Genomic DNA, 20,461 nt, shown 5'->3' with positions numbered 1-20,461 from the left:
CTCGTGCCGGGTGGGGCTGAAAGAGACGTTCACAGCGGTTCCGGATCCTCAGAACCGCACCGCGATTCTGATGGCTGCGGAAGACATCCGCATCTTCCGAATACGCTGGGTTCGGGAGATCGGCGCTCTCCCGAGCAGCCGGGGTGTTCTTACTACTCTCAGGCTACCCGATCCCAAGGCCCCTTCATCAAAAAAACACGAGATTCACGCCAACGCGTCCACGACGGCGCCGGCGACGGGCAACACGTAGTTTCCGAGAAAGCCGAAGTAGTCCAGCCCGGTGAGCAACAGGAAGGCAGTCCCTGTCGCGGCGGCGAAGCCGAGCGCGGCCGCCGCGGGCGTCTGGAGCCGTTCATCGGCAAGATACGCGAGAAGCGCCACGAAGAGGAGCACGGCCGCGAGGATCCCTACCAGTGCGTGGGTCTGCGCGGCCTCCGCGACCGAGAGCCCCCGAACAGCCACGTAGACGACGAACAACTGGGTTCCAACGAGCACCCCCGCGGCATAGGTCCACAGTATCGGACCGAGGGCAATATCGACGATCCGCCTGACGGGCCCCATCCGGGCAACCAGGTAGAGCGCAAGCGGGTAGACCGGCAGGACGTACCGGGCGTTGATCTGGACCTGCAGCGGCAGTCGGTCGAGGTAGATGACCGCGAGCGCGAGACACATCCCGACGGCCAGGCCGTCCGTGGCGGTCACGCCGCGCAGGCGCTCCAGTGAGCCGTTTGCCACGCAGCTCCCGCCGGCAGCAACCGCGCCGCCGAGCGCGCCGAGCAGCGGCATCGACTCCAGAACAGCGAGGTTGATCCCGCGGAACTGCGGGTTACCGCCGATGGCCTCGCCGCTGCTGCGGACGAACGCGTGGTAGAGGGTTTGCGTGTCGCCGACCGCGGACAGCCCGTCCGTCACGATCCCGAGAACGAACGAGAAGACGTAGGCGGCAGCCGTCACGAGGAAGAAATCGGAGACGAAGCCGGTGACGGTGCCGACGAGGCCGTCGATGAATCCGGTGCCACCTCCACCGCTTCTGCCGGTACCACTCCCCCTGCCACCACCGCCCCCTCCGCTTCCACCACCAGCCGCACCGTCACCGCCGAGGTCGGCGGCCAGCCCCTGGGAGTAGAGGCCGCGCGGCGGCTCGACCGGACTCCCGGCCACCAGCAGATTCGTCACGAAGAAGGGCACCATCGCGAGTCCGAACACCACACCCAGGAAGGCGAGCGTCCGGCGGTCGTTCGCGGGCGCGGTCGGCAGGTCGAAGGCCGCCACCGCGAGGAACACGAACAGCCCCTCGGCGGCGTGCACCCACGTGATCAGCGCGATACAGGCGTACATCAGCGCGCGGCGTTCGGGCACCGCGCCGACCAGCGGCCACGACCGCCCGCTCGGCTCCCGGCTGCGCGCGAACAGATAGAGGACGGCCACACACAGCGTCGCCACCAAGACGTGTCGCTTCGGAATCGTCGCCCAGAACCCCACCGGCGAGACGACAACTACCGCTGCGCCCGCCAACACGCCAAGCCGACGGTTATGCTGCCAGGCCAGCAACCGATACAACAGCACCGTACCCAGTCCAGCCGCCAGCAGCGTCGAAATCTGGAGGGCGATCAGCGGTAGCGACGGGTCAAGAAACTGCCTGAGCAACGTGAGATTGACAAGAAAGGAGACACCCACGACGGCCGCCCCGCCCAGCCGCGCGAGTCGCTCGCGGCCGTACACACGCCCGAGTACAAGAATGAGACCAAGCAGCGCCAGGTGCCACAGCGCCGTCAGCGCAAGGTGGAGGTTCGCGACCGCAGTGACCCCCTGCAGTAGCCACAACACAGGAAGCGAGAGCGCGAGCTGGCCGTAGTTGCGTCCGTACACGAGCCCGTCCTGGACGACCGTCCCCGGCGCGTCGAAGTAGTTGCCCGTCGCGGGTTCGACCCACAGCTGTCCCTCGCTCATCGCCGACAGCGTCTCGATCAGCGTGAGGTTGTCGGTGATGAACACGTCCGCTCGCCAGTACAGCCCCGCAAAGCATACCACCCCCAGAAAGACCGCCAGCCCGACCCGGTCCCCAAAGACCAGGTCGCGGACCCGCACCGCACGCGCTCGCCACCGGGTGCTGTCACGCCAGCGTACGCCCCCGAATTCGTGTCCGCCTTCACGCTCCCCCTCGGCGGCCATCAGCCTTCACCGCCGGCCTGCCCGGCGTCGACTCGCGTCCCGTTCAGCACCGCGTCCCCGGGGACGACCAGCGTCTCCCGTTCCTGCCCGTCGGCGAGCACGCGGTACTGGCCGGGGTGGGCGACGCGTGTGGCGAAGTAGCCGTTCGTCACGCTCGTCTCGCGGGCGTAGGCGAACTCCCAGCCCGGCACGCGGACGTCGGTCACGAGCGTCGCCGTCGTCACGTTCGCCTCTATTTCCCCGGTCACGTTCGCGCCCGGAACGGCGGCGAAGGCACGCGTCTCACCGGCGCGCGCGACGGCCCGGTAGTGGGCCAGCCCCGAGGCGCCCTCGCCGTAGCTCATCAGCCGGTCGTGGACCGAACCCTCCGACCAGTTGCCCGCGGGGTCGGCGACGACGAAGCCGACTCTTCCGGGTGGGGCCGACCCCGGTTCGGCGTTGAGGATCTGTGGATACTGCTGGCGGGCGTAGCCGAATGATTGCGATTCCCCGCTGACGAAGTAGTTGTAGACGCGGTTGCGCCCCCACTGGCTCAGCACGTAACTCTCGGAGTCCGAGAGATTCTGGCCGGCGGCGTAGGCGTCGATCTCGGTTGCGGTCTCGTACGTCTCATCGGTGATCGTCAGCTGGCCGGTCTTGATGGGCACCTGCATCAGCCCGAGCCCACAGAGCAGGAGCCCGAGCACCAGCAATGACGCGAAGGCCCGGCCGTCGGGCCACGAGAAATCAACGAGCGACTCGTTATCCCCGGGTCGGCGTCCACCGTCGGCCTGCGCACGAGCGCCCCCGGCCTCGCGGAACGGCGCCGGCCGGTTCGCCAGGTCGACCCGCTCGGCGATGTGGACGAAGCCAAGCGCCGCGAAGACCGCGAGCGGGATGGAGGTCTCCCCACCGAACCGGATCGAAAAGAAGCTCAAGCCAAGCAGTATCCAGGCGTAGGCGGCCGGAGCGGCCCAGTGCCGGTCCCCACCAGCAAGCGCCCGGGTGGCCCACGCGAGGTAGGCGACGCCGACCACGAGCAGGAGCCCGAACAGCAACAGCCAGCCCGCGCCCTCGCCGAACAGCGGCGCGGTTTCGACGATATCGCGGGGCGCGACGATCCGCTGGACGCCGCTCGACGCCTCGGCCCAGAAGTCTGGCAGCCCGTAGCGCACCCCCAGCAGCCCGGCGACGGCCACAGCGACGTACCCCCCGGCGACGACGCGCCAGGAGAGGCCCGTCCGGGCGGCGGCTGTTCCGAGGACGACCACCACGGCAACACCCCCGAAGAGCAACGGCGGCGCCGCGGTGACCACGTCGGTGTGCCAGTTGAACGTCTCGTGGGCGCCCACGGTCAGCAGGCTCGCCAGCCCGAGCCCCACGAGCAGCGGCAGGCCCCACAGCAGCGGGTCCCGCTCCAGTCGGACATCGACGAGAACGAGCGCCGCGGCGGCCACCGCGATGGGCGCGATGAGCAGCGGTCCCGCTTCCCAGGACAGTACCTGCGCGGCGACCGCAACGCCCAACCCACCAGCTGCGAGCCACGTCCCGGCGTCGCGCCAGGAGTCGGTCCGGGCGAGCACGCTGTGCAACGCTAGCAACGCGAGCGCCAGCCAGATGAAGTCGAAGGCGTGGTGGTCGGCAAAGCCGAGACTCGTCCGGTAGCCATGTCCAGGGAGGGTCGCGAGCATCACGACCGCGGCCAGCCCCACCCGACGGTCCCGGGTGACTCGCGTCGTCACCAGGTACAGCGCCGCGCCTGCGATGACCGCGGAGACGACGGGATACCATGCGAGCACCCAGCCCGCGGCGGTCACCGACCCGCCTAGCAGTGCGCTCGCCGCCCACAGCGTCGTCACCATCAGCGGCTCCCCCTTCGCGACCACGCCCGGCAACGCCGAGGGCGAGAGGTCGCCGCCCCCGGCCAGCAGCTGCTCGACCCAGTACCGGTAGTAGTAGGGGTCGTTCCCCGAGAGCACCACCTGGTCGCGGAACACGCTGGGGAAGGCAAAGACAGTCCGCGTCAGCGCGAGAAAGAGCAGGACGCCCCCCAGCGTGAGGAGGAGCCGACGGTCGACCGCGAGGGTTGGGAGCGAGAGGTCGACGTCAGGGCTGCTGACAGCCGGCGAGCTCGTATCTCCGTTCCCGGTAGCCCCGTCAATCGCATCTGCGGGTTCGCTGCGGTCGAGGGTTGCCCGGACGGCCTCGGGGTCGGCCAGCCGGTACTCCCCGTCGACTTTCTCGACGATGCCGCGGCCGACGAGTTCGCCGAACGGGCCGGATTCGACGGGGATGTCCTCGAACGTCCAGGTGTCCAGTTCCGCATCCACGTCGAGTAGTGACGCCAGCGGGTCCGCCAGGTCCGGCCGTTCGTCCAGGAGGGCGGCGACCCGCTCGGCGTCGCTCATGTAGGGTTTCATCTCCGTCCGGCGCATAAACCCATCGGGCCGGGTCCGTATCGGGCACGGGGAAACACCGGGTACTGAGCGGAAAACCCAGAGTGACGGTCGGTGGATGCAAGCCGTTGCGTAAGGAATTCTTACACAGGAGTACCCGATGAGTGCCGATGATCCTGAAATAACCACCGTGACATCGAAGGGACAGATCACGATCCCCAGCCGGTTGCGCGAGCAGTTCGGGCTCGAACAGGGGACGAAGTTGATGCTCGTGCCGACCGACTACGGACTCGTCTTGAAGAAACTCGACCTGCCGTCCGTCGAAGAGTTCCAACGGCGGGTCGAGAAGCGAGCCGAGAGGGTGGATCTCTCGATGGAGGAGGTCAACGAATTGGTCCACGAGGCGCGAGGCTCCGATGGATGAAGGCGGTTCTCGATACGAACGTACTCATCTCCGCCGTTATTGCGACCGGCGTCCCACACGAAATCGTTGTCAAGGAATTAGAGGGTAAGTATCAGATCATTGTCTCCGTCGCGACACTGACCGAGTTTCACGAGACACTCCTCAAACATCCCGAGCGGTTCGATATGGACGAAAACGAAGTCCAACAGGAAGTGAGCGACAGGTCTATGAGTACCACGCGAGTACCACGACATATGAGCACGGACACGAATGACGACGGAGAGATGGTAAAGCTCAACGTGAAGGTCCCGAAGGGCCTTCTCGAGGAGATCGACGAACTCGCAGAGGAACTGGAGTACACGAACCGCTCGGAGTTCATTCGTGAGGTCCTGCGTGACACTACGGAGCCGATTCTGACGCCCGGTGCGCAGGAGGGTGTCTCCGAGGGCTACGCGGACATGGCGGCGGGGCGAACGATGTCCACGGACGAGGCCCGGGAGCGCCTCGGTATCGACGAAAACTGAGGGCTTAAGCGTGGCTCACGAGGTCGCGCTGACTGAAACGTTGGTCGAAACGCTGGAGCAGTTCGAAACCGAGGACGCCGAACGGATCATCAACAAGCTGGAAGACATCAGTGACTTCCCGGATCACTTTCTCGACCGGCTGAAGAACCATCCTGGCTACAAGCTTCGCGTCGGCGACTTCCGCGTGCTGATCGACTGGGACAAGGACAACGAGACGATATACGCGATTGACGCATTCAAGCGGAAGAAAGAGTACCGCGAACTTGGGAAGTACCGGGAGGTCTGGGAATCCTGGCGAGACGAGTAAATTGAAACTACCCGCCAACGGATGCCACTGTCCGGGTCCGCTCTCACCTCGCAGCACCCCGCACTCGCTCGTCAAGCGCGTGCAACTACGACCATGGAATCGGAATTCGGTAGTGTGCGGCGACGGCGAGCAGGGCGGTCAATATATTTTAGTCGAAGAAAGAAATATTTGTGCTGTTCTCGTTGGTGGGTATGTGGTGGACAACCCTCGCCGCGACGGCCCACCCCCGTTCGAGAGACCGTTCGAAGGCGAGAACACGGTACAACGCGTGTACGGGGCGGTGCTACACGCCCGGGAGCCGATGACGGCCGCTGAAATTGCTGAACGAGCCGATTGCTCGGAAGAATCCGCGCGGACGCATTTGTCCTTCTACACCGACCTCGGCATTGTCATCCGGCACGAGGGGCGACCGGTCAGGTACGAACGCAACGACGACTACTTCGAGTGGCGGCGGGTGAACGAGCTGGTACAGGAACACACTGTCGAGGAGTTGCAGCGCCGCGTGTCGGAGCTGACCGACCGGATCGAGGCGTACCGCGACGACTATGGCGCCGATTCACCCGCGAAGGTCGATGTGCTCGAGTTCGATGCGGAGCAGGTTGACGATATATACGTGGACCTCGGGGACTGGGCCACCGCCATCGAGGAGCGTCGCCTCCACGAACGAGCCCGTCAAAAGGCCGCTGGAGCGACGGCCCCGTCGCACAGCTAAGGATGGCACCGGCGGATAGCGGCTTGGTTGGGGACGGGTCGATGGCGTCCAGTTATGGACTTATGAGCCGTCAGACGAATCATCAAGTATGACGGAATCGGAGCCAGCGGAACTCCCGCCGCTGAATGAGGAAACACCGCCGCTCGACGCGCCAGTCGCGGTAGAGTGGTGGTTCGAGTTCGAGGAGGACGGACAGCCACGCCTCGACACGTTCCACGGCTTCCACGACGCAGAAAAGATTGCTGACAGGGAGCCACCGACAGTTCCTGACGGCGAGATCGTGACAAGAGGGGGAATGCCGGTAGAGTCTGACAATGACCGTGAGAACGAGACGGCGGGATCTCGCCATCTGTTCCTCACACACCACGAGGCGCTTGAACGCGGCATCGATCCGTGTATCGAATGTTTCCCGGCGTACGCAACGGACCGTCGACTCGAAAGAGAACGGGGCGATAACGGGATCCTCGGCGAACCGGGTGTCGAAGGAGTCGTGTTCGCGTTATCGACTCGCCACGACCTGGATTCAGAGTGGAAGATCGATTCAGTGCATGAGTCGTATACGTCGTTGTTGTACCGGGCACGCGCGGTCCGCGCACACGTCGGCTCGGCCGCTGGGCGGCTTCGCATCTCGTATATGCCGATTCGGCGGGCTGCGTATGCCTCGTTCAGCGAGGCGATAGAGGCAGAGCCGTTCATGGCGCACGTTTCCGACCTCAGAACGATACAGCCTGAAGAACTCTCGGCGGTTCGTGAACAGGTCGGCGACGAGGTCCTTCAGGCACAGGTCGAACACGAACACCGGTTCTCCGAGACAGGGAATACGAAGCCTTCGGTCATCCACAGAGCGGATGCTCCGCAGTGCGGGTACGAACGTGGAACCCATCCGCTGGGCGGTGAGGAAGACGAGGAACTCCGGGAGATGCTTGATGAAGAGCGACAGACCGTTTCTGACGTTATTGAACGTGGGAACGTCGTCGAGTTCTGCGCGTCCTGCTTCCCGGAACTTGCGGCGTGGACTAGTGATTCTGACACCGGTTAGTCCACAAGCTCCAAGAAGCGAACACAGCCCAGCCTTGTTAAATGGTATCATACTTCTAACCGCCGTACCGTTTATCAACTCGACGGAGTGGGTAACTGTACGGTGCCCCAGAGATTGACGTGACCCGAGATTGGAGGAACGATGAAGGTCTATCCGAAAATACCACGCTACGATCACCCGGTCGTCGACAAGTCGCTATTCGGGGCTGATGACCTCACGCTCCTCGAGAAGTTCGACGGGAGTGGGTTCCGATTCACGCTGTACGACGACCGGTACCCGGAGGTCTACCCTGAGCAGGTCGAATCTGCCGCGGACGGCGATGGCAGTCTCGTGTTTGGGACTCGCAAGGCGATCAGGGGCTCACATCGGGATAATCTCGAAGCGATCGACGGTGCGCTCCACCGGGCGGTTCGCTGTCTTCGCGATGGGATCGAGACGGCGGGTCTCCGTGAATACCATGACGACTACGATTCACCGTTGGTCGTCTATGCGGAGAATCTCGTCTACTCCACACTCGATTACGGGTACACCGAGCGCGAACTACCGGCACTCGTCGGGTTCGACGTGCTCCCGTATACAGCAATCGAGACGATGACGCCACCGGAGAACCCGTACGAGGAGACGTTCGACGGGTTCCTCCCGCTGGAAACAGCGTGGGAGATCTTCGAACGGATCCGTCTCGAGGACGCCCCGACGAAGGCCTCGTTCGTCCCTGCGAAGATCCTCGATACGCCCAGCGACGGCCTCGATCCGGAGTCGTACACCTTCCCGTCGTCGTCACTGGCATCCGAGGTGACGGTTGAGGGTGTCGTCGCGCGAAGTGACGAATACGCTCGTCGCGCCAAGCTCGTCCGCGAGGAGTTCGAGGAGTTGAACCGCGAACAGTTCGGCCGCCGTCCCGAGAACGCCGAGTCGGGTGCCGAGTACGTGGTTGCGTGCTACTGTACGCCGGCGCGGATCCGGAAACAGATCCGGACGATGGTCATCGAGGAAGACCGTGAGTTTGGCCTCCATCTGAACGACGACCTGTATCCCCGAGTTGTCGAAGACATGTGGGCCGAGAACTGGCCGGAACTGATGACTCTCGATGTGTCGTTCACCCCTGCGGACGTGTATCCGTTAGTGGCCAAACGGTGTATCACCGAACTGCGGAAGATGCAGACGAACGCCGAACTGAACGAGACGGATCCGACGACGGTCTGGGAACATCTGTCGTGAACTACCCCTGCCTACTCACTCGCGGCGTAGCCGCTCGTTCCTTGAGGCAGGGGCTTCCTGCTTCCACGACGCGCTTTGCAGGAACCGGGGTGGTTCCCGCAGGGAGCGCAGTCTCCACAGGCGTTTCTTCGGAGTGCCCCACTCCTAGGTCGGTAAGTCCGCGAGAAAGGATGTTCCACGCTGCGTTTACGTCTCTATCCGCCTCGAAGCCACAGGCCGGACAGGAGTGGTCACGTACCCACAGCGGTTTGTCGGTTTCGACGCCGCACTGAGCGCACTCTTTGGTGGTTCCGTCGGGGTCAACTTCCACGAAGTGCGTCCCTTCGCGTTCGCACTTGTATTCGAGCATACTCGCGAACGTGTTCCACGCCGCCGACGCCGTGTTGCGACTGTTTCGCAGTGAGTCGAGCATCCCTTTCACGTTGAGATCTTCGACGGCCACCAGTTCGTACTCCCGAGCGTAGTAGTTCGAGAGTTTGTGCAGGAAATCACGCCGCTTGCGCTTGATGTCGAGATAGCACTCAGCAACACGCCGACGTTGGTTCTCCCAGTTGTTCGACCCATGCTCTTTCCGGGAGAGTTTCCGTTGCTCTCGTTCGAGCCTGTCGCGTTCTTCCGAGAGGTCGAGTGATTCGACCGCTGTGCCGTCTGTATCGTGGGTATACTTCAGAATGCCCACGTCAATCCCGACCATCTCGTCAGTGTCAATATTCTCCAGCGGTGGCTTGGCTGGCGGTTCTGTGTCCATCTCGATACCGAAGATAGCGAACCACTCGCCAGTTTTCTCCTTTTTGAGTGTGACTTCCTTGACCGTGGCGTCGTCCGGCAGCGGTCGGTGAAGTTCGATGTGGATGTCTGCGAGTTTCGACAGCGACAACACAGTCTGCCCACTCTTCTTGTCGAGTTCGAAGCCAGACTGGTTGTACGTGAAACTCCGAAACTCCCGCGGTGACTTCCACCGAAGTCCACCAACCTTGTAGCCCTGTTCTTTGAGCTTTCCGAGAGCTTTGATGTTCTTGGCGAGCCGCATGACGGTGGGCTGAAGCACCTTCGAGTATACGTCGGTAAGTGGGTCCCACCAGTCTTTGAGGTCGGGGAGCTCGTCACGGATTTTGCGGACACGCTGGTTGACGGTGCCCTCGTCTTCGGGAATCTGGTTGAAACGGTACAGGGCGTGGTTGTAGAGTTGTCTACAGGTATCGCGGTGGTAGTCAAGCGTCTCGCGCTGGTCTTCTGTCGGCTTGAGGCGATACCTGTAGTTGTAGTTCATCGGTTACTCGTCAGGCTCAGAGATCCTGACGATTTTCACGTCTGCGCCACGCCACCGTTTTGGGACGAGGACGTGTGCGCCATTGCCGGTGGCTTTTACCTCGCCCTCGATGACTTCGTGGCCTTTGATTTCGTACCTATCCATCACCCCGTGTTTAAACTTTGTTTCAACATAAGTGTATCGGTGCGTTGGCCTGTGGGCTGGGAATAGAATAGTGAGCCTTGTTTAGACGCATCTGGAAGAGTCGATTAGTAGCTGTGCCTGTTGAACAGAACCAGTCCGGGAGTACTTCTGAACCGAACTTCGGTGCTTGGATACTGGCCGTAGAAGACGATTTGCACCGCGTCTAAACAAGGCCGAATAGTGTATTGACGATGATGTCGGCGGTGTATCCCCTCCCTACTGCGCTACTCGGCCTTCGGCCTGCGTTGCTCCTTGAGGAAGGGGGCTTACCGCCTGCATTCAGCTAACAGTTCCGGTGCAGTCACTCCCACTCGCATCCGGGCGACAGATCGCTCGAGCGTTGCGACCATGTCGTATCAGTCGCGTAGCCCATATCGAACTCCCCTCACGATCCGGGGAGAGCATCTCGACATCGGTGAGGTATCGACTGGGGTCGGAACATCTCGCCTCACGGAGAGAGCAGGGATTTCGCCTGGACTCTTCCGGAACAGTCAGTGAATGTCGATACTCTGATGAGTGATATCGTCAAGCCGCTTCTCTTCTTCCTCAATCAATGCCTCCGGCGACGGGATCTCATCCGCGTCTTTGTTTAATACATTTAGGACCTCGTCCGCTTGGAACTCCCGGTAGCGCTCCTTCTGCGTCCGCTCTCGGAGAACTCCGTCAGTTTCCAGAACGGATATCGCTTGATTCGCTGCCGGATACGACATATCGATCATGTCCGACGCACGATTAACGGTGAATACGGGCTCGGTGAAGATAGCCCCAAGAAGAGCCTTGACAGACGGGCGAGCATCGGCGTACGTCGCCTGGTATTGCTTGTGAAGGTGAAGGAGGAGTTTCGCCCGGCTGAACGCCTCGTTTGCTTGCTCTTTGATCCCCGTGAGGAAGAACAGGATCCAGTCGTTCCACGCTCCCTCCTCGCTAACCGCCAAGAGCCGGTCCGTGTATTCGTCCCGGTTCCGGCGAATGTAGGAACTGAGGTAGAACAGCGGATGGAGCAAGATGCCCGATGCCATCAGCAACAGCACAATAAGTAGACGACCGACGCGGCCGTTCCCGTCGACGAACGGATGGATTGTTTCGATCTGGTAATGTAAAATCCCGATATCGATCAGGTCGGGATACGCCCCCTCAGACTGCATATATTCCTCAAAGTTCCCCATTCTCGACGCGGCGATCTCGGGTTTCGGCGGAACGAAGCGGATTCGGGTTCCGATACCGGTCGATTCATCAATCCACGCGTAGTTCGGTCGAAATTCGCCCGGAAGCGGGTCTTCTTCGTCAGTCCGGCCCTGTTCCATCAGTTCGCTGTGTAGGTCCTGTAGCAACTCATTCGAGAGGGCCTCTCGGGACCGTCCGCGTTCTGACAGCTGTTTCGCCGCCTCCCTCAGAGCAGATGCATAATTCCGCGCTTCGCGGACATCCTTCGAATCCTCCCCTTGCTTATACATATCTGAAACCGTGACGCGGGTCCCCTCAACCTGTGAAGACTGTTCGGCCTCCTTATAGACGAAAAGGCCGAAGACAGCCTGGGGATTCTCGATCTCACTCCAGAAGCCATCGAGTCGACCAAGTGAGTGCATCGCACGGCCGTAGGCCTGAATGACGTCATCGGAGAGCTCAATCTCCGGCGGTAACTCGTCCGGCTTGTAAAACTTGGAAAAGGGAACGCCAGTACTCGAATCGACCGGCCGGTATACCCCCGGCGCAGGCGTATCGATGAGGTACCCGTCTTTCATTATCTATCTGTTCCCCCGATCTAAGTAAAAAGTTATCCAATATCGTTTTCCTAGACGGCTCAGATCGTCTCTGAGTAAATGGTTGTCACAGGTTAGTTTGTCCAGACACGCCGAACTGCATCTGAGGTAATTCCTTCTGCCGAGAGCTTCCTTAGCTGCCCTGGATCAGGTCAATAAAGTGAATAGAACCGGGGCGTTCAATTAGTGGGGCCTTGGATCGGAGGAACGATGGCCTGGTCAGGACTCGACCGGACGGTCCGGACGCGGTTGGCGCGCACCCGGGTGTACTACGGGTGGGTCGTCGTCGCCGGCTGTTTCATCGGCGCGATGATCACCTTCGGGACGATGTACTCCTTCAGCGTCTTCTTCGGGTTTATCGCCGACGCGTTCCAGCGCAGTCAAAGCGGCACCGCGCTCGTCCTCTCGTTACAAACGGTCGTCACCTTCGGTGGCGCGGCCGGCCTCGGGTTCGTCATCGACCGCTACGGCACCCGGCGGCTCTTTGCCCTCGCCGCGCTCGTGGTCGGCGCCGGGCTCGTCGGCGTGAGCCAGGCGCCAACCTTTCTGGGCGTGGTCCTCGCCTACGGCGTGGTGACGGCGGCGGGACTGGGCGTCGTGTACGTGGTCTCCTACGCTACGATCCCCCGGTGGTTCGAGCGGCGCCGCGGCTTCGCGACGGCCGTCGCGACCTCGGGCGCCGGGGTGGGGATCGTCGTCGGGCCGCCGCTGGCGTCGGCCTTGATCGACCGGTTTGGCTGGCAGGAGGCCTATCTGGGCCTGGCCGTCCTCGTGGTGGCGCTGCTCTTGCTCGTCGCCTTCCTCATCGACGACAACCCGGCCGCGATGGACTTAGATACCGGCCGCGAGTTCCCCACCGAGACCCCCACCACGGACTCGACGGGCTCCTGGCGCGCCCAGCTCGACGATGTCGCCGCGATCGCCACGTCCCGCGCCTTCGCGCTGGCCTTCCTCGGGTACATGCTCATCGGGATTCCGATCAGCATCCCGGCCGCGCACATGGTGGAGTTCGCGACGAGCGCGGGCATCGGTCGGCAGGCCGGCGTACTGGCGGTGAGCGTCCTCGGCGGGATGAACGTGGCCGGCAAGTTCCTCGTGGGCCCGGCCGCCGACCGGGTCGGGATCCCACCCGCGCTGGCGGCCTGTAGCGCGTTCATCGGCGCCGGCAGCATCGGAATGGCCCTCGCACAGACGTCAACAGTCCTGCTCGCCGTGACCGTCGTCTTCGGGCTTGGCTACGGCGGCGCGATCGCTCTCCTCTCACCCATGCTGGCGGACCTCTTCGGTACCGAGAACCTCAACGCCCTGTTCGGGTTGACCGGGATCACCTTCGCGATCGCGGGCTCACTCGCCCCCTATCTCGCCGGCGTCGGGTTCGACATGTTCGGCACGTACACGCTCGTCTTTCTGACGGCCGGCGCGATGGGTTTCCTCGCCAGCGGCGTGCTCCTCGTCTCCCACCGACTCGCATCGACCGCCTGAGGAGGAGCGTCCCGGGGGGTAGAGTCCACGCTGTCTCTCAGCGGTGACGGCGCGGAAACCCACCCCGTAGGGGTGGGAGACTGTCGAGCTGACGTCGGGAGACGTACTGGAGTCGGAAAAATCGTCAGTCTGTGGTTCGCCCTCCAGCGACGAGCCGCGACGCCCGTTTCGTCCACTACTCCGAGCCCGCGGTCGCCTCACCGCTCCCGCCCTCGCTGGCGTCGACCGCGTCCTCCCCCCGTAACAGGCCCTCGGCTTTCTCGCGGTCTTCGGGGTAGCCGACGTCGACGCGCCAGCCGTCCATCCGGATGGCGTCGATGGTCCGGCCGCTCTGGATCAGCAGGTCGACCGCCTCCGAGAGTTCGTACTCGCCGCGATTGGAGGGCTGGACGAGGTGACAGGCGTGAAAGATGGCGGGCGTGAAGGTGTAGAAGCCAGTCATCACCAGATTCGAGGGCGGGTCCTCGGGCTTCTCGACCACGTCGGTGATCTCCCCGTAGTCGTTCGTGTCGCAGACGCCGTAGCGGCTGGCGTCCTCCCAGGGCACTTCCTCGACGAGGAAGGCTGCGTCGGCGCGGTCCTCGCGCTGGCGCCGGACCACGTCCTCAAGGTTGGCGTCGAAGATGTTGTCCCCGAGCATGAGCATGAAGTCGTCGTCGACGTGTTCCTCGGCGGTCAACAGGGCGTGGGCCAGCCCGTCCTGCTCGCGCTGGTGGGTGTAGGTGATCGGCATCCCTGCGAACTCGTCGCCGTAATGCGAGATGATCGCCTCCTTCATGTAGCCGACCACCACCACGAGTTCGTCCGCACCCAGCGCCGCCATCTGCTCGAAACAGTGCGTCAGGATGGGCTTGCCGTCGACCTCGACCATCCCTTTCGGCTTGTCCTCGGTCAGCGGCCGCAGCCGGGTTCCTTCCCCAGCGGCGAGCACGACAGCTTTCATAGCCCTCTGTTGTGAGCCGGCATTCAAAACTGTTCGCAGGTTGTGGCGCGGTCACTCTGTGGTAGCCACCGCATGTCCCCGTCACTCCGGAGACCGCTCTACCCCTCGCCTGCCGGGTGGTGGGTGAGGAACTCGCCACCGGCCATCTCGTCGTGGTCGTAGGTCTCGTAGTAGACGTGCCACTCGCGGAGCCGGCCGTCGTGCATCGTCCAGAATTCGGCACCGAACCCTTCACCGCGGGTGCCCTCGGCGTCGACCCACGAATCCCGCCATTCGACGGTGATCGTGTCCCCGCTGGCAGCCCGGAGCGACTTCTGGATGTCGAACTCCGGCAGGTCGGCGATGGCCTCCGCGTGGTGCTCCCGGACGTCCTCGTGGGTCTCCCACAGTTGCTTTCCGTCCCAGTAGACGAGGATTTCCGGGTCGAACAGGTCCATGATCCGGTCGGCGTCCTGTGCCTGGTACGCTGCCTCCGCTTCTCTGACGAGTGCTTCTGGGTCCATTGTTGTGTGTTCCATCGGTATCGCTCGGTTGTCGTGTCGACATCCGGGACACCCCGTCCCAGCGACCGCCTGCGCGGGGTCCGGAAGGACGTCCGCCGTCCCCTTCGGAAAACAGTATGTTAAATGCTCGCACGGATGTCGGATGTTCGTCGGCGGTGGACGATGTGCACTCCGTATTCGACACGGGCCTGTGGAGTGAGATTCCGGCTTCCCGACGCGGGGCAACTCGAGCCGACCAGCCACGGCAGCCCGGCGCGAGCTGCTTCCGGACCGACGCAGCAACCGAATACTCAAACCCGAGGGAGGGATAGTACGGGTAATGAACGTCAGCATCGTCGGCAGCGGCTACGTCGGGACGACAGTCGCGGCCTGCTTCGCGGACCTCGGCCACGAGGTCGTCAACGTCGACATCGACGAGGACGTCGTCGACGCGATCAACGGCGGTGAGGCCCCGATCCACGAGGCCGGCCTCTCCGAGCGTATCGCCGCCCACGGCGGCGACCGCCTCCGCGCGACCACCGACTACGGTGCCGTCCGCGAGACCGACGTCACCTTCCTCGCACTTCCCACACCCTCGAATGCGGACGGCAGTATCGACCTCTCGATTATGCAGGCCGGCGCCGAGTCCCTCGGGACAGCGCTGGCCGACAAGGACGGCGACCACCTCGTCGTCGTCAAGAGCACCGTCGTCCCGGGGTCGACCGAGGAGGAGATCGGACCGCGTATCGAGGCCGGCGGTGACCTGACCGCCGGCGAGGACTTCGATATCGCGATGAACCCGGAATTTCTTCGGGAGGGGACTGCCGTGGAGGACTTCCTCAATCCGGACAAGGTCGTCTTCGGCGCCAACAACGAAAGAGCCTACGCGACCATTCAGACGGTCTACGAACCCCTCATCGAAGCTGCCGACGGCGGGGTACCGGTCGTCGAGACGGGCGTCCGCGAGGCCGAGATGATCAAGTACGCCAACAACGCCTTCCTGGCCGCGAAGGTCAGCCTCATCAACGACATCGGCAACGTCTGCAAGGAGTTCGGCGTCGACGCCTACGAGGTGGCCGAGGCCATCGGCCTCGACGACCGGATCGGCGAGCAGTTCCTCCGGAGTGGGGTGGGATTCGGGGGGAGCTGCTTTCCGAAGGACGTCTCCGCGATCGTCGCCGCAGCACACGACGCGGGCTACACACCACAGATGCTCGAAGCCGCTCTCACAGTGAACGATCTCCAACCGGAACGCCTGCTGGACCTGCTCGACGGCCACGCCGACGTTGCGGGCGAGCGCGTCGCCGTCCTCGGCCTGTCGTTCAAGCCCGGGACCGACGACGTGCGCAACTCCAGAGCCATCCCGGTCATCGAGGGGCTCCGAGAGCGCGGCGCCGAGGTCGTCGCCTACGACCCCGTCGCAACGGAGGAGATGCGCGAGCACTTCCCCGACATCGCGTACGCCGACAGCGGAGCCGACGCGCTGAAGGGTGCACACGGCGCGGTCGTCGTCACCGATTGGGACGAGTTCGCGGCACTCGATTCGGAGTTCGACGCGATGGACGAGCCGGTCGTCGTCGACGGTCGCCGCGTCGTCGAACGCCGCGACGACATCACCTACGAAGGCCTGACGTGGTGAGGGCGGAGATGTCGGGGGAGTGTTGGCCATGAGCGGACACCATGACGGGTAGGACGCAAGGTCTTTGACTCAGAGGTCCCAATCGCCTTGTAATGAGCCGGAAGCGCGACGAACACGGCCAGTTCACCGAACAGGTGACGCTCGCGGACGTGCTCGCCGTGTTCGAGACAGTAGACGGGCCAGTCGTCACGTCCGGCGATGTCGCATCGGTGACGGGCTGTTCCAGCGACTCGGCTCGCCGGAAGCTCGACGCGTTGCACGAGCAGGGGCGAGTCGGCCGTCGAGAGACTGCCGGCCGGGTCGTCTACTGGCGGCGTGACACTGCCGAGCCGAACCCCGTCGACCCGGGCGACCCGATTTTCACCGACCGTCCGTCGTTCGCATCGGGAACAGGCGACCTCTCGACCCGGGTCGACGAACTCCTGTACGGCGAATCGTGACGCATCCACGGCCGCTGTTCGTCGACACGAATGCGTTCGTCGCACTCTTCGACGAAGACGACGACTACCACGCTCCCGCGAACAGCGTGATGGACCGGATCCGGGACGGTGACCTCGACTACGGTCCGGTGTTCACCAGCCGGTACGTACTCGCCGAGACCGCGACGGTACTTCTATACGGCATCGGACACCGCGAAGCCGTCGAAGCACTTACTACGATCCGTGAGTCGTCGACGGTCAATGTGCTGGAGGTAACCGAGCAGATCTTCGCCCGGACTGTCGAGCAGTTTGCTGCGTACAGCGACCAAGAGATCTCGTTCGTCGACCACCTCAATGCCGTATGCGGGGAGGAATTCGATATCGAGCACATCTTCGCGTTCGAGGAAGATTTCCGGACGCTCGGGATGACTCGCGTCCCGGTCGATACCGGAGAGGCGTAGCCACCCTCGCACGTGCGAACGACGAGCAGCGCAACGCAGACCGACCAGTGGAGGCACCGGAACCGGTCAGACGGCAGTACTCGTCTCTTGCCGCCCGGTCAGCTCGTCGGGGACGAGTCGGTAGAACTCGAAGGGGACGTCCCTGGCGGGCCGGCCGAAGATGTCCACCAGCGGGATGTGGACCTGCTGGAGTCCCTCAAGCGACTCCAGCGCGGCCGATTCCTCCGTGGTCGCCTCCAGCCGTCCCTTCGCGACGACGCTCCGCCAGTTCTCCGCCGTGTCCTCCCGCCCGTAGCTCACGAACGTGACCGGCCGGTCGGCCAGCTCGCCCTTTCCGCTGTCGGGGCCGACCGCCAGCCGGAAGTAGAAGGTCGTCCCCTCGGCGTCGTAACCGTAGGAGATCGGGATGGCGTGTGGGGGACCCTCCCCGCTCGCGAGCGAGAGGACGCCGGTGCCGCCGGCCCCGAGAAACGCGTCGCGCTCCTCGGCGGTCATCTCCGTCGGTGAGGTGTCGGACATACTGGAGGTAGGATCCGGAGGGAGAAAAAGCCGCCCCCGACCGCCCGGGTCAGAGTCAGCGTCCGGGCGCAGGTCCGGCTCCGGGCCCGAGTCGGGGTCAGGACTCGCCGGTCCCGGGCGCCCGGACGGTCAACACGGGGACGCCAGCGGTCCGGACGACTTTCTCGGTGACGCTGCCCAGCAGGTATCGGGCGATGCCCGTCCGGCCGTGAGTTCCCATCGCGACCAGGTCCACATCGTTGTCGTCGACGTAGTCCAGCACCTCGCGGTAGGGATAGCCGTATCTGACGGCCGTCTCGACGTCCGTGACGCCGGCGGCGGTGGCGCGCTCGGCCACCCGCTCGACGGCCGCCTGGGCCGCATCCCCCAGGGCGTCGGCGAGCATCTCGGAGCGGACATCGAGCCCCAGCGACATCGGCTCGACCACCGCGAGGGCGTGCAGCCGGGCGCCGTACGTGTCGGCGACGTCGGCCCCGACGTCGACCGCGGCCTCGGCCTGCTCGCTCCCGTCGGTCGGCACCAGCACTTCCGAGAACTGGGTGTCGGCCCCGTCCGACCCCGGGACAGTCAACACCGGGACATCGGAGAGCCGGACGACCTTCTCGGTGACGCTGCCGAGCAGGTAGCGCTCGACGCCCGTCCGGCCGTGGGTCCCCATCGCGACCAGGTCCACCCCGTTCTCGTCGGCGTAGTCCAGCACCTCCCGGTGGGGGATCCCGACCCGGACGGCGGTCTCGGCGGTGACCCCCGCGTCCGCGAGGTCATCGCGGATCGCCGCGACGGTCTCCTCGGCCGCGGCCTCGACGCTCTCGCGGTGGGGCATGTCGTCGAACGGGCGGGAGTCGACGACGCTCAGGACGTAGACCCTCGCTCCGTACCGCGACGCGAGCTCGGCGGCGTACTCCACGGCCGCCGCCGCACAGTCGCTTCCGTCGGTCGGCACCAGAATGTCCTCGAACATCGTGTGGGGACGGTTCTCCCGAAGAACGCAAAGAAGTACGGGCGTGGCAAGGGTCGCGTTTCGTGACCGTTCGGCCCGTTTCGTCGTTCAAGCCCCCGTCGCTGCTCAGCTACGAATCCTCGCGGGTCCCCTCCCAGCCGCCGGCGTCGACCAGCTCGAAGAGCTTGCCCCAGTTCTCGTCGTCGTCGGCTTCCGGAAGCTGGTCGCGGAGCTGCTGGAAGTCGGATTCGGGGACGACCGACGCCACCAGGTCCATGACTACCTGGGCGTGGTAGGCCGCGTCCGAGCGGTCGATCCCCTCGGTCTCGGCCACGCGGGAGACGAACTCCGCCCAGTCGAAGCGCTGGCCGTGCTCCCGGACCGCGCCCGTGAGGTACCACCGCACCTCCATCGGGAGCGAGGCCCCGAGGTCCTCGGCGTTGCCCTCCGGGATCCGACGGCCCAGCGCCATCAGCGTCGCCCGGACGGCCCGGACCGTCTCGCCGGTCCCCGGGAGTTCGAGTCTGTGCTGGACGGTGCCGGTGAATTCGTCGAAATTCATCGTTCCCTTCGAGCTACACGTTCGTCCCTCATAACGACTGGCTCGAGGGGCTGCGGAAACGGTGAAGGGGGTGGCCCCGAAACGCCCACTCATGTACGACCGCATCGTGCTCGCTGTCGACGGGAGCGAGGAGGCGACCCACGCCGCGCGGCGCGGCCTGGAACTCGCCCGGGAGTTCGACGCCGCCGTCGACGCCCTCTACGTCGTCGAACGGGGCTGGCTCGGGTTCGCGTCCTCGGACCGGCAGAAACGCCGCCTCCGGGAGCGAGGCGAGGCGGCGCTCGCGGCAGTCGAGGAGGTGGCCGCCGAGGTCGGCCACGCCGTCTCGACCGAGCTGGCCGAGGGCGACCCCGCGACCCGGGTCGACGAGTACGCCACCCGGCAGGGAGCCGACCTAGTCGTCGTCGGCCGGCAGGGGAGAACCGGGCTCGGCAGGCGGCTGCTCGGGGGCGTCACCGAGCGGCTGCTCCGCCGGAGCGACGTGCCCGTGTTCGTCGTCCCCGGCGAGGCGCGCGGGTCTGGCGAAGACGGGGAGGAAGCCGGCTGGGCGCGGGTGCTCGTCACGACCGACGGGAGCGAGAACGCTGCGGCGGCGACCCCCCACGGGGTCGCGCTCGCGCGCACCGGCGGCGCGGAGCTGCACGTCCTGAACGTCGTCGACCCGCTGACTGCGGGTGGCCCCTTCGACGTCGGCGGGCTCGACCGGGAGTTTCTCGACCGGCTCCAGGCGCGCGGACAGGAGGCCGTCGACGGCGTGGCCGAGACGGCCGGGGGCCTCGCCCCCGAGCTGCCGGTTCACTCCACCGTCGAGCGCGCGCCCGCCAGGGGCGGGGCGGCCGCCGGCGTCCGCGAGTACGTCGCGGCGAACGATATCGACGTGGTGGTGATGGCCTCCCGCGGGCGGTCGGCACTCCGGCGCGGGCTGCTCGGGAGCGTCGCCTCGAGCGTCCTCCGGACGGTCGACGTGCCGGTCCTCGTGGTCGCTCCCGGGGGCTGACTCCCGTCTCCGAGTCCCGGGCCGGGGGTTATATGTCTCGACAGTGAAAGCGAG

21 protein-coding genes are annotated in these 20,461 nt (G+C 64.6%); 11 read left to right on the top strand and 10 right to left on the bottom strand.

Going from position 1 to position 20,461, the window contains the following annotated elements:
- Window positions 1–204: 204 nt before the first annotated feature.
- Both GN153_RS16575 and GN153_RS16570 read right to left on the bottom strand, forming a co-directional pair.
- Complete coding sequence (locus GN153_RS16575; protein WP_159904769.1) at window positions 205–2,088, bottom strand: hypothetical protein; 1,884 nt, start codon at window positions 2,086–2,088, stop codon at window positions 205–207.
- A gap of 83 nt (window positions 2,089–2,171) precedes the next feature.
- Window positions 2,172–4,559, bottom strand: coding sequence for an STT3 domain-containing protein (locus tag GN153_RS16570; RefSeq protein WP_159904767.1), 2,388 nt, complete (start codon window positions 4,557–4,559; stop codon window positions 2,172–2,174).
- Window positions 4,560–4,707: 148 nt separating this feature from the next.
- On the opposite strand from GN153_RS16570, the gene GN153_RS16565 reads away from it, so the two are divergent.
- The 6 genes from GN153_RS16565 (at window position 4,708) to GN153_RS16535 (ending at window position 8,750) form a co-directional block, all read left to right on the top strand.
- A complete protein-coding gene (locus GN153_RS16565; RefSeq protein WP_159904765.1) occupies window positions 4,708–4,971 on the top strand; it encodes an AbrB/MazE/SpoVT family DNA-binding domain-containing protein in 264 nt (87 codons plus the stop codon).
- A 233-nt stretch (window positions 4,972–5,204) separates the two neighbouring features.
- On the top strand, window positions 5,205–5,474 hold the full coding sequence (locus GN153_RS17890; RefSeq protein WP_159905069.1) for a ribbon-helix-helix domain-containing protein: 270 nt from the start codon (window positions 5,205–5,207) through the stop codon (window positions 5,472–5,474).
- 10 nt (window positions 5,475–5,484) lie between these two features.
- A complete protein-coding gene (locus tag GN153_RS16550; RefSeq protein ID WP_159904763.1) occupies window positions 5,485–5,781 on the top strand; it encodes a type II toxin-antitoxin system RelE family toxin in 297 nt (98 codons plus the stop codon).
- 193 nt (window positions 5,782–5,974) lie between these two features.
- The gene (locus GN153_RS16545) at window positions 5,975–6,493 is read left to right on the top strand and encodes a DUF7342 family protein (RefSeq protein ID WP_159904761.1); all 519 of its coding nucleotides are present in this window, start codon (window positions 5,975–5,977) and stop codon (window positions 6,491–6,493) included.
- Between the two features lie 88 nt (window positions 6,494–6,581).
- Window positions 6,582–7,532, top strand: a complete 951-nt coding sequence (locus GN153_RS16540; protein WP_159904759.1) for a hypothetical protein — start codon at window positions 6,582–6,584, stop codon at window positions 7,530–7,532.
- Window positions 7,533–7,673: 141 nt separating this feature from the next.
- Complete coding sequence (locus GN153_RS16535; protein WP_159904757.1) at window positions 7,674–8,750, top strand: hypothetical protein; 1,077 nt, start codon at window positions 7,674–7,676, stop codon at window positions 8,748–8,750.
- A gap of 1 nt (window position 8,751) precedes the next feature.
- Here the strand turns inward: GN153_RS16535 and GN153_RS16530 are convergent, their stop codons facing one another.
- The 3 genes from GN153_RS16530 to GN153_RS16520 all read right to left on the bottom strand — a co-directional run bounded on the left by GN153_RS16530 (window position 8,752) and on the right by GN153_RS16520 (window position 11,945).
- A complete protein-coding gene (locus GN153_RS16530) occupies window positions 8,752–10,020 on the bottom strand; it encodes an RNA-guided endonuclease InsQ/TnpB family protein (protein WP_159904755.1) in 1,269 nt (422 codons plus the stop codon).
- Window positions 10,021–10,023: 3 nt separating this feature from the next.
- Window positions 10,024–10,164, bottom strand: a complete 141-nt coding sequence (locus GN153_RS16525) for a DUF2080 family transposase-associated protein (RefSeq protein ID WP_159904753.1) — start codon at window positions 10,162–10,164, stop codon at window positions 10,024–10,026.
- Between the two features lie 530 nt (window positions 10,165–10,694).
- Window positions 10,695–11,945 (bottom strand): Fic family protein, encoded by a 1,251-nt coding sequence (locus GN153_RS16520; protein WP_159904751.1) that lies wholly within the window; start codon window positions 11,943–11,945, stop codon window positions 10,695–10,697.
- 228 nt (window positions 11,946–12,173) lie between these two features.
- On the opposite strand from GN153_RS16520, the gene GN153_RS16515 reads away from it, so the two are divergent.
- Entirely contained in the window at window positions 12,174–13,445 is a 1,272-nt protein-coding gene (locus GN153_RS16515) for an MFS transporter (RefSeq protein ID WP_159904749.1), read from the top strand.
- Between the two features lie 175 nt (window positions 13,446–13,620).
- Here the strand turns inward: GN153_RS16515 and aglF are convergent, their stop codons facing one another.
- Both aglF and GN153_RS16505 read right to left on the bottom strand, forming a co-directional pair.
- Window positions 13,621–14,388 carry a UTP--glucose-1-phosphate uridylyltransferase AglF gene (aglF, locus tag GN153_RS16510; RefSeq protein ID WP_159904747.1) on the bottom strand — a complete coding sequence of 256 codons (768 nt, stop codon included), beginning with the start codon at window positions 14,386–14,388 and terminating at the stop codon, window positions 13,621–13,623.
- A gap of 98 nt (window positions 14,389–14,486) precedes the next feature.
- Window positions 14,487–14,906, bottom strand: a complete 420-nt coding sequence (locus GN153_RS16505; RefSeq protein WP_159904745.1) for a nuclear transport factor 2 family protein — start codon at window positions 14,904–14,906, stop codon at window positions 14,487–14,489.
- Window positions 14,907–15,210: 304 nt separating this feature from the next.
- On the opposite strand from GN153_RS16505, the gene aglM reads away from it, so the two are divergent.
- The 3 genes from aglM (at window position 15,211) to GN153_RS16490 (ending at window position 17,389) form a co-directional block, all read left to right on the top strand.
- Window positions 15,211–16,509: a UDP-glucose 6-dehydrogenase AglM gene (gene aglM, locus GN153_RS16500; protein WP_159904743.1), complete on the top strand. Its 1,299-nt coding sequence runs from the start codon at window positions 15,211–15,213 to the stop codon at window positions 16,507–16,509.
- Window positions 16,510–16,601: 92 nt separating this feature from the next.
- A complete protein-coding gene (locus GN153_RS16495) occupies window positions 16,602–16,949 on the top strand; it encodes a hypothetical protein (protein ID WP_159904741.1) in 348 nt (115 codons plus the stop codon).
- Complete coding sequence (locus tag GN153_RS16490) at window positions 16,946–17,389, top strand: type II toxin-antitoxin system VapC family toxin (RefSeq protein WP_159904739.1); 444 nt, start codon at window positions 16,946–16,948, stop codon at window positions 17,387–17,389. Before GN153_RS16495 ends, GN153_RS16490 begins: the two co-directional genes overlap by 4 nt.
- Window positions 17,390–17,455: 66 nt before the next feature.
- On the opposite strand, the gene GN153_RS16485 is transcribed toward GN153_RS16490, so the two are convergent.
- The 3 genes from GN153_RS16485 to GN153_RS16475 all read right to left on the bottom strand — a co-directional run bounded on the left by GN153_RS16485 (window position 17,456) and on the right by GN153_RS16475 (window position 19,410).
- Window positions 17,456–17,908: a pyridoxamine 5'-phosphate oxidase family protein gene (locus GN153_RS16485; protein ID WP_159904737.1), complete on the bottom strand. Its 453-nt coding sequence runs from the start codon at window positions 17,906–17,908 to the stop codon at window positions 17,456–17,458.
- Window positions 17,909–18,005: 97 nt separating this feature from the next.
- Window positions 18,006–18,869, bottom strand: coding sequence for a universal stress protein (locus tag GN153_RS16480; RefSeq protein WP_159904735.1), 864 nt, complete (start codon window positions 18,867–18,869; stop codon window positions 18,006–18,008).
- Window positions 18,870–18,978: 109 nt separating this feature from the next.
- A complete protein-coding gene (locus GN153_RS16475) occupies window positions 18,979–19,410 on the bottom strand; it encodes a DUF2267 domain-containing protein (protein ID WP_159904733.1) in 432 nt (143 codons plus the stop codon).
- A 91-nt stretch (window positions 19,411–19,501) separates the two neighbouring features.
- On the opposite strand from GN153_RS16475, the gene GN153_RS16470 reads away from it, so the two are divergent.
- Entirely contained in the window at window positions 19,502–20,407 is a 906-nt protein-coding gene (locus GN153_RS16470; RefSeq protein WP_159904731.1) for a universal stress protein, read from the top strand.
- The last annotated feature ends 54 nt before the right edge of the window (window positions 20,408–20,461 follow it).

This window comes from Salinirussus salinus (assembly GCF_009831455.1).
In the GTDB taxonomy this organism is placed as follows: Archaea; Halobacteriota; Halobacteria; order Halobacteriales; family Haloarculaceae; genus Salinirussus; species Salinirussus salinus.
Note: the sequence above shows the minus strand (reverse complement) of the source record. Positions and strands in the feature narration are given on the sequence as shown.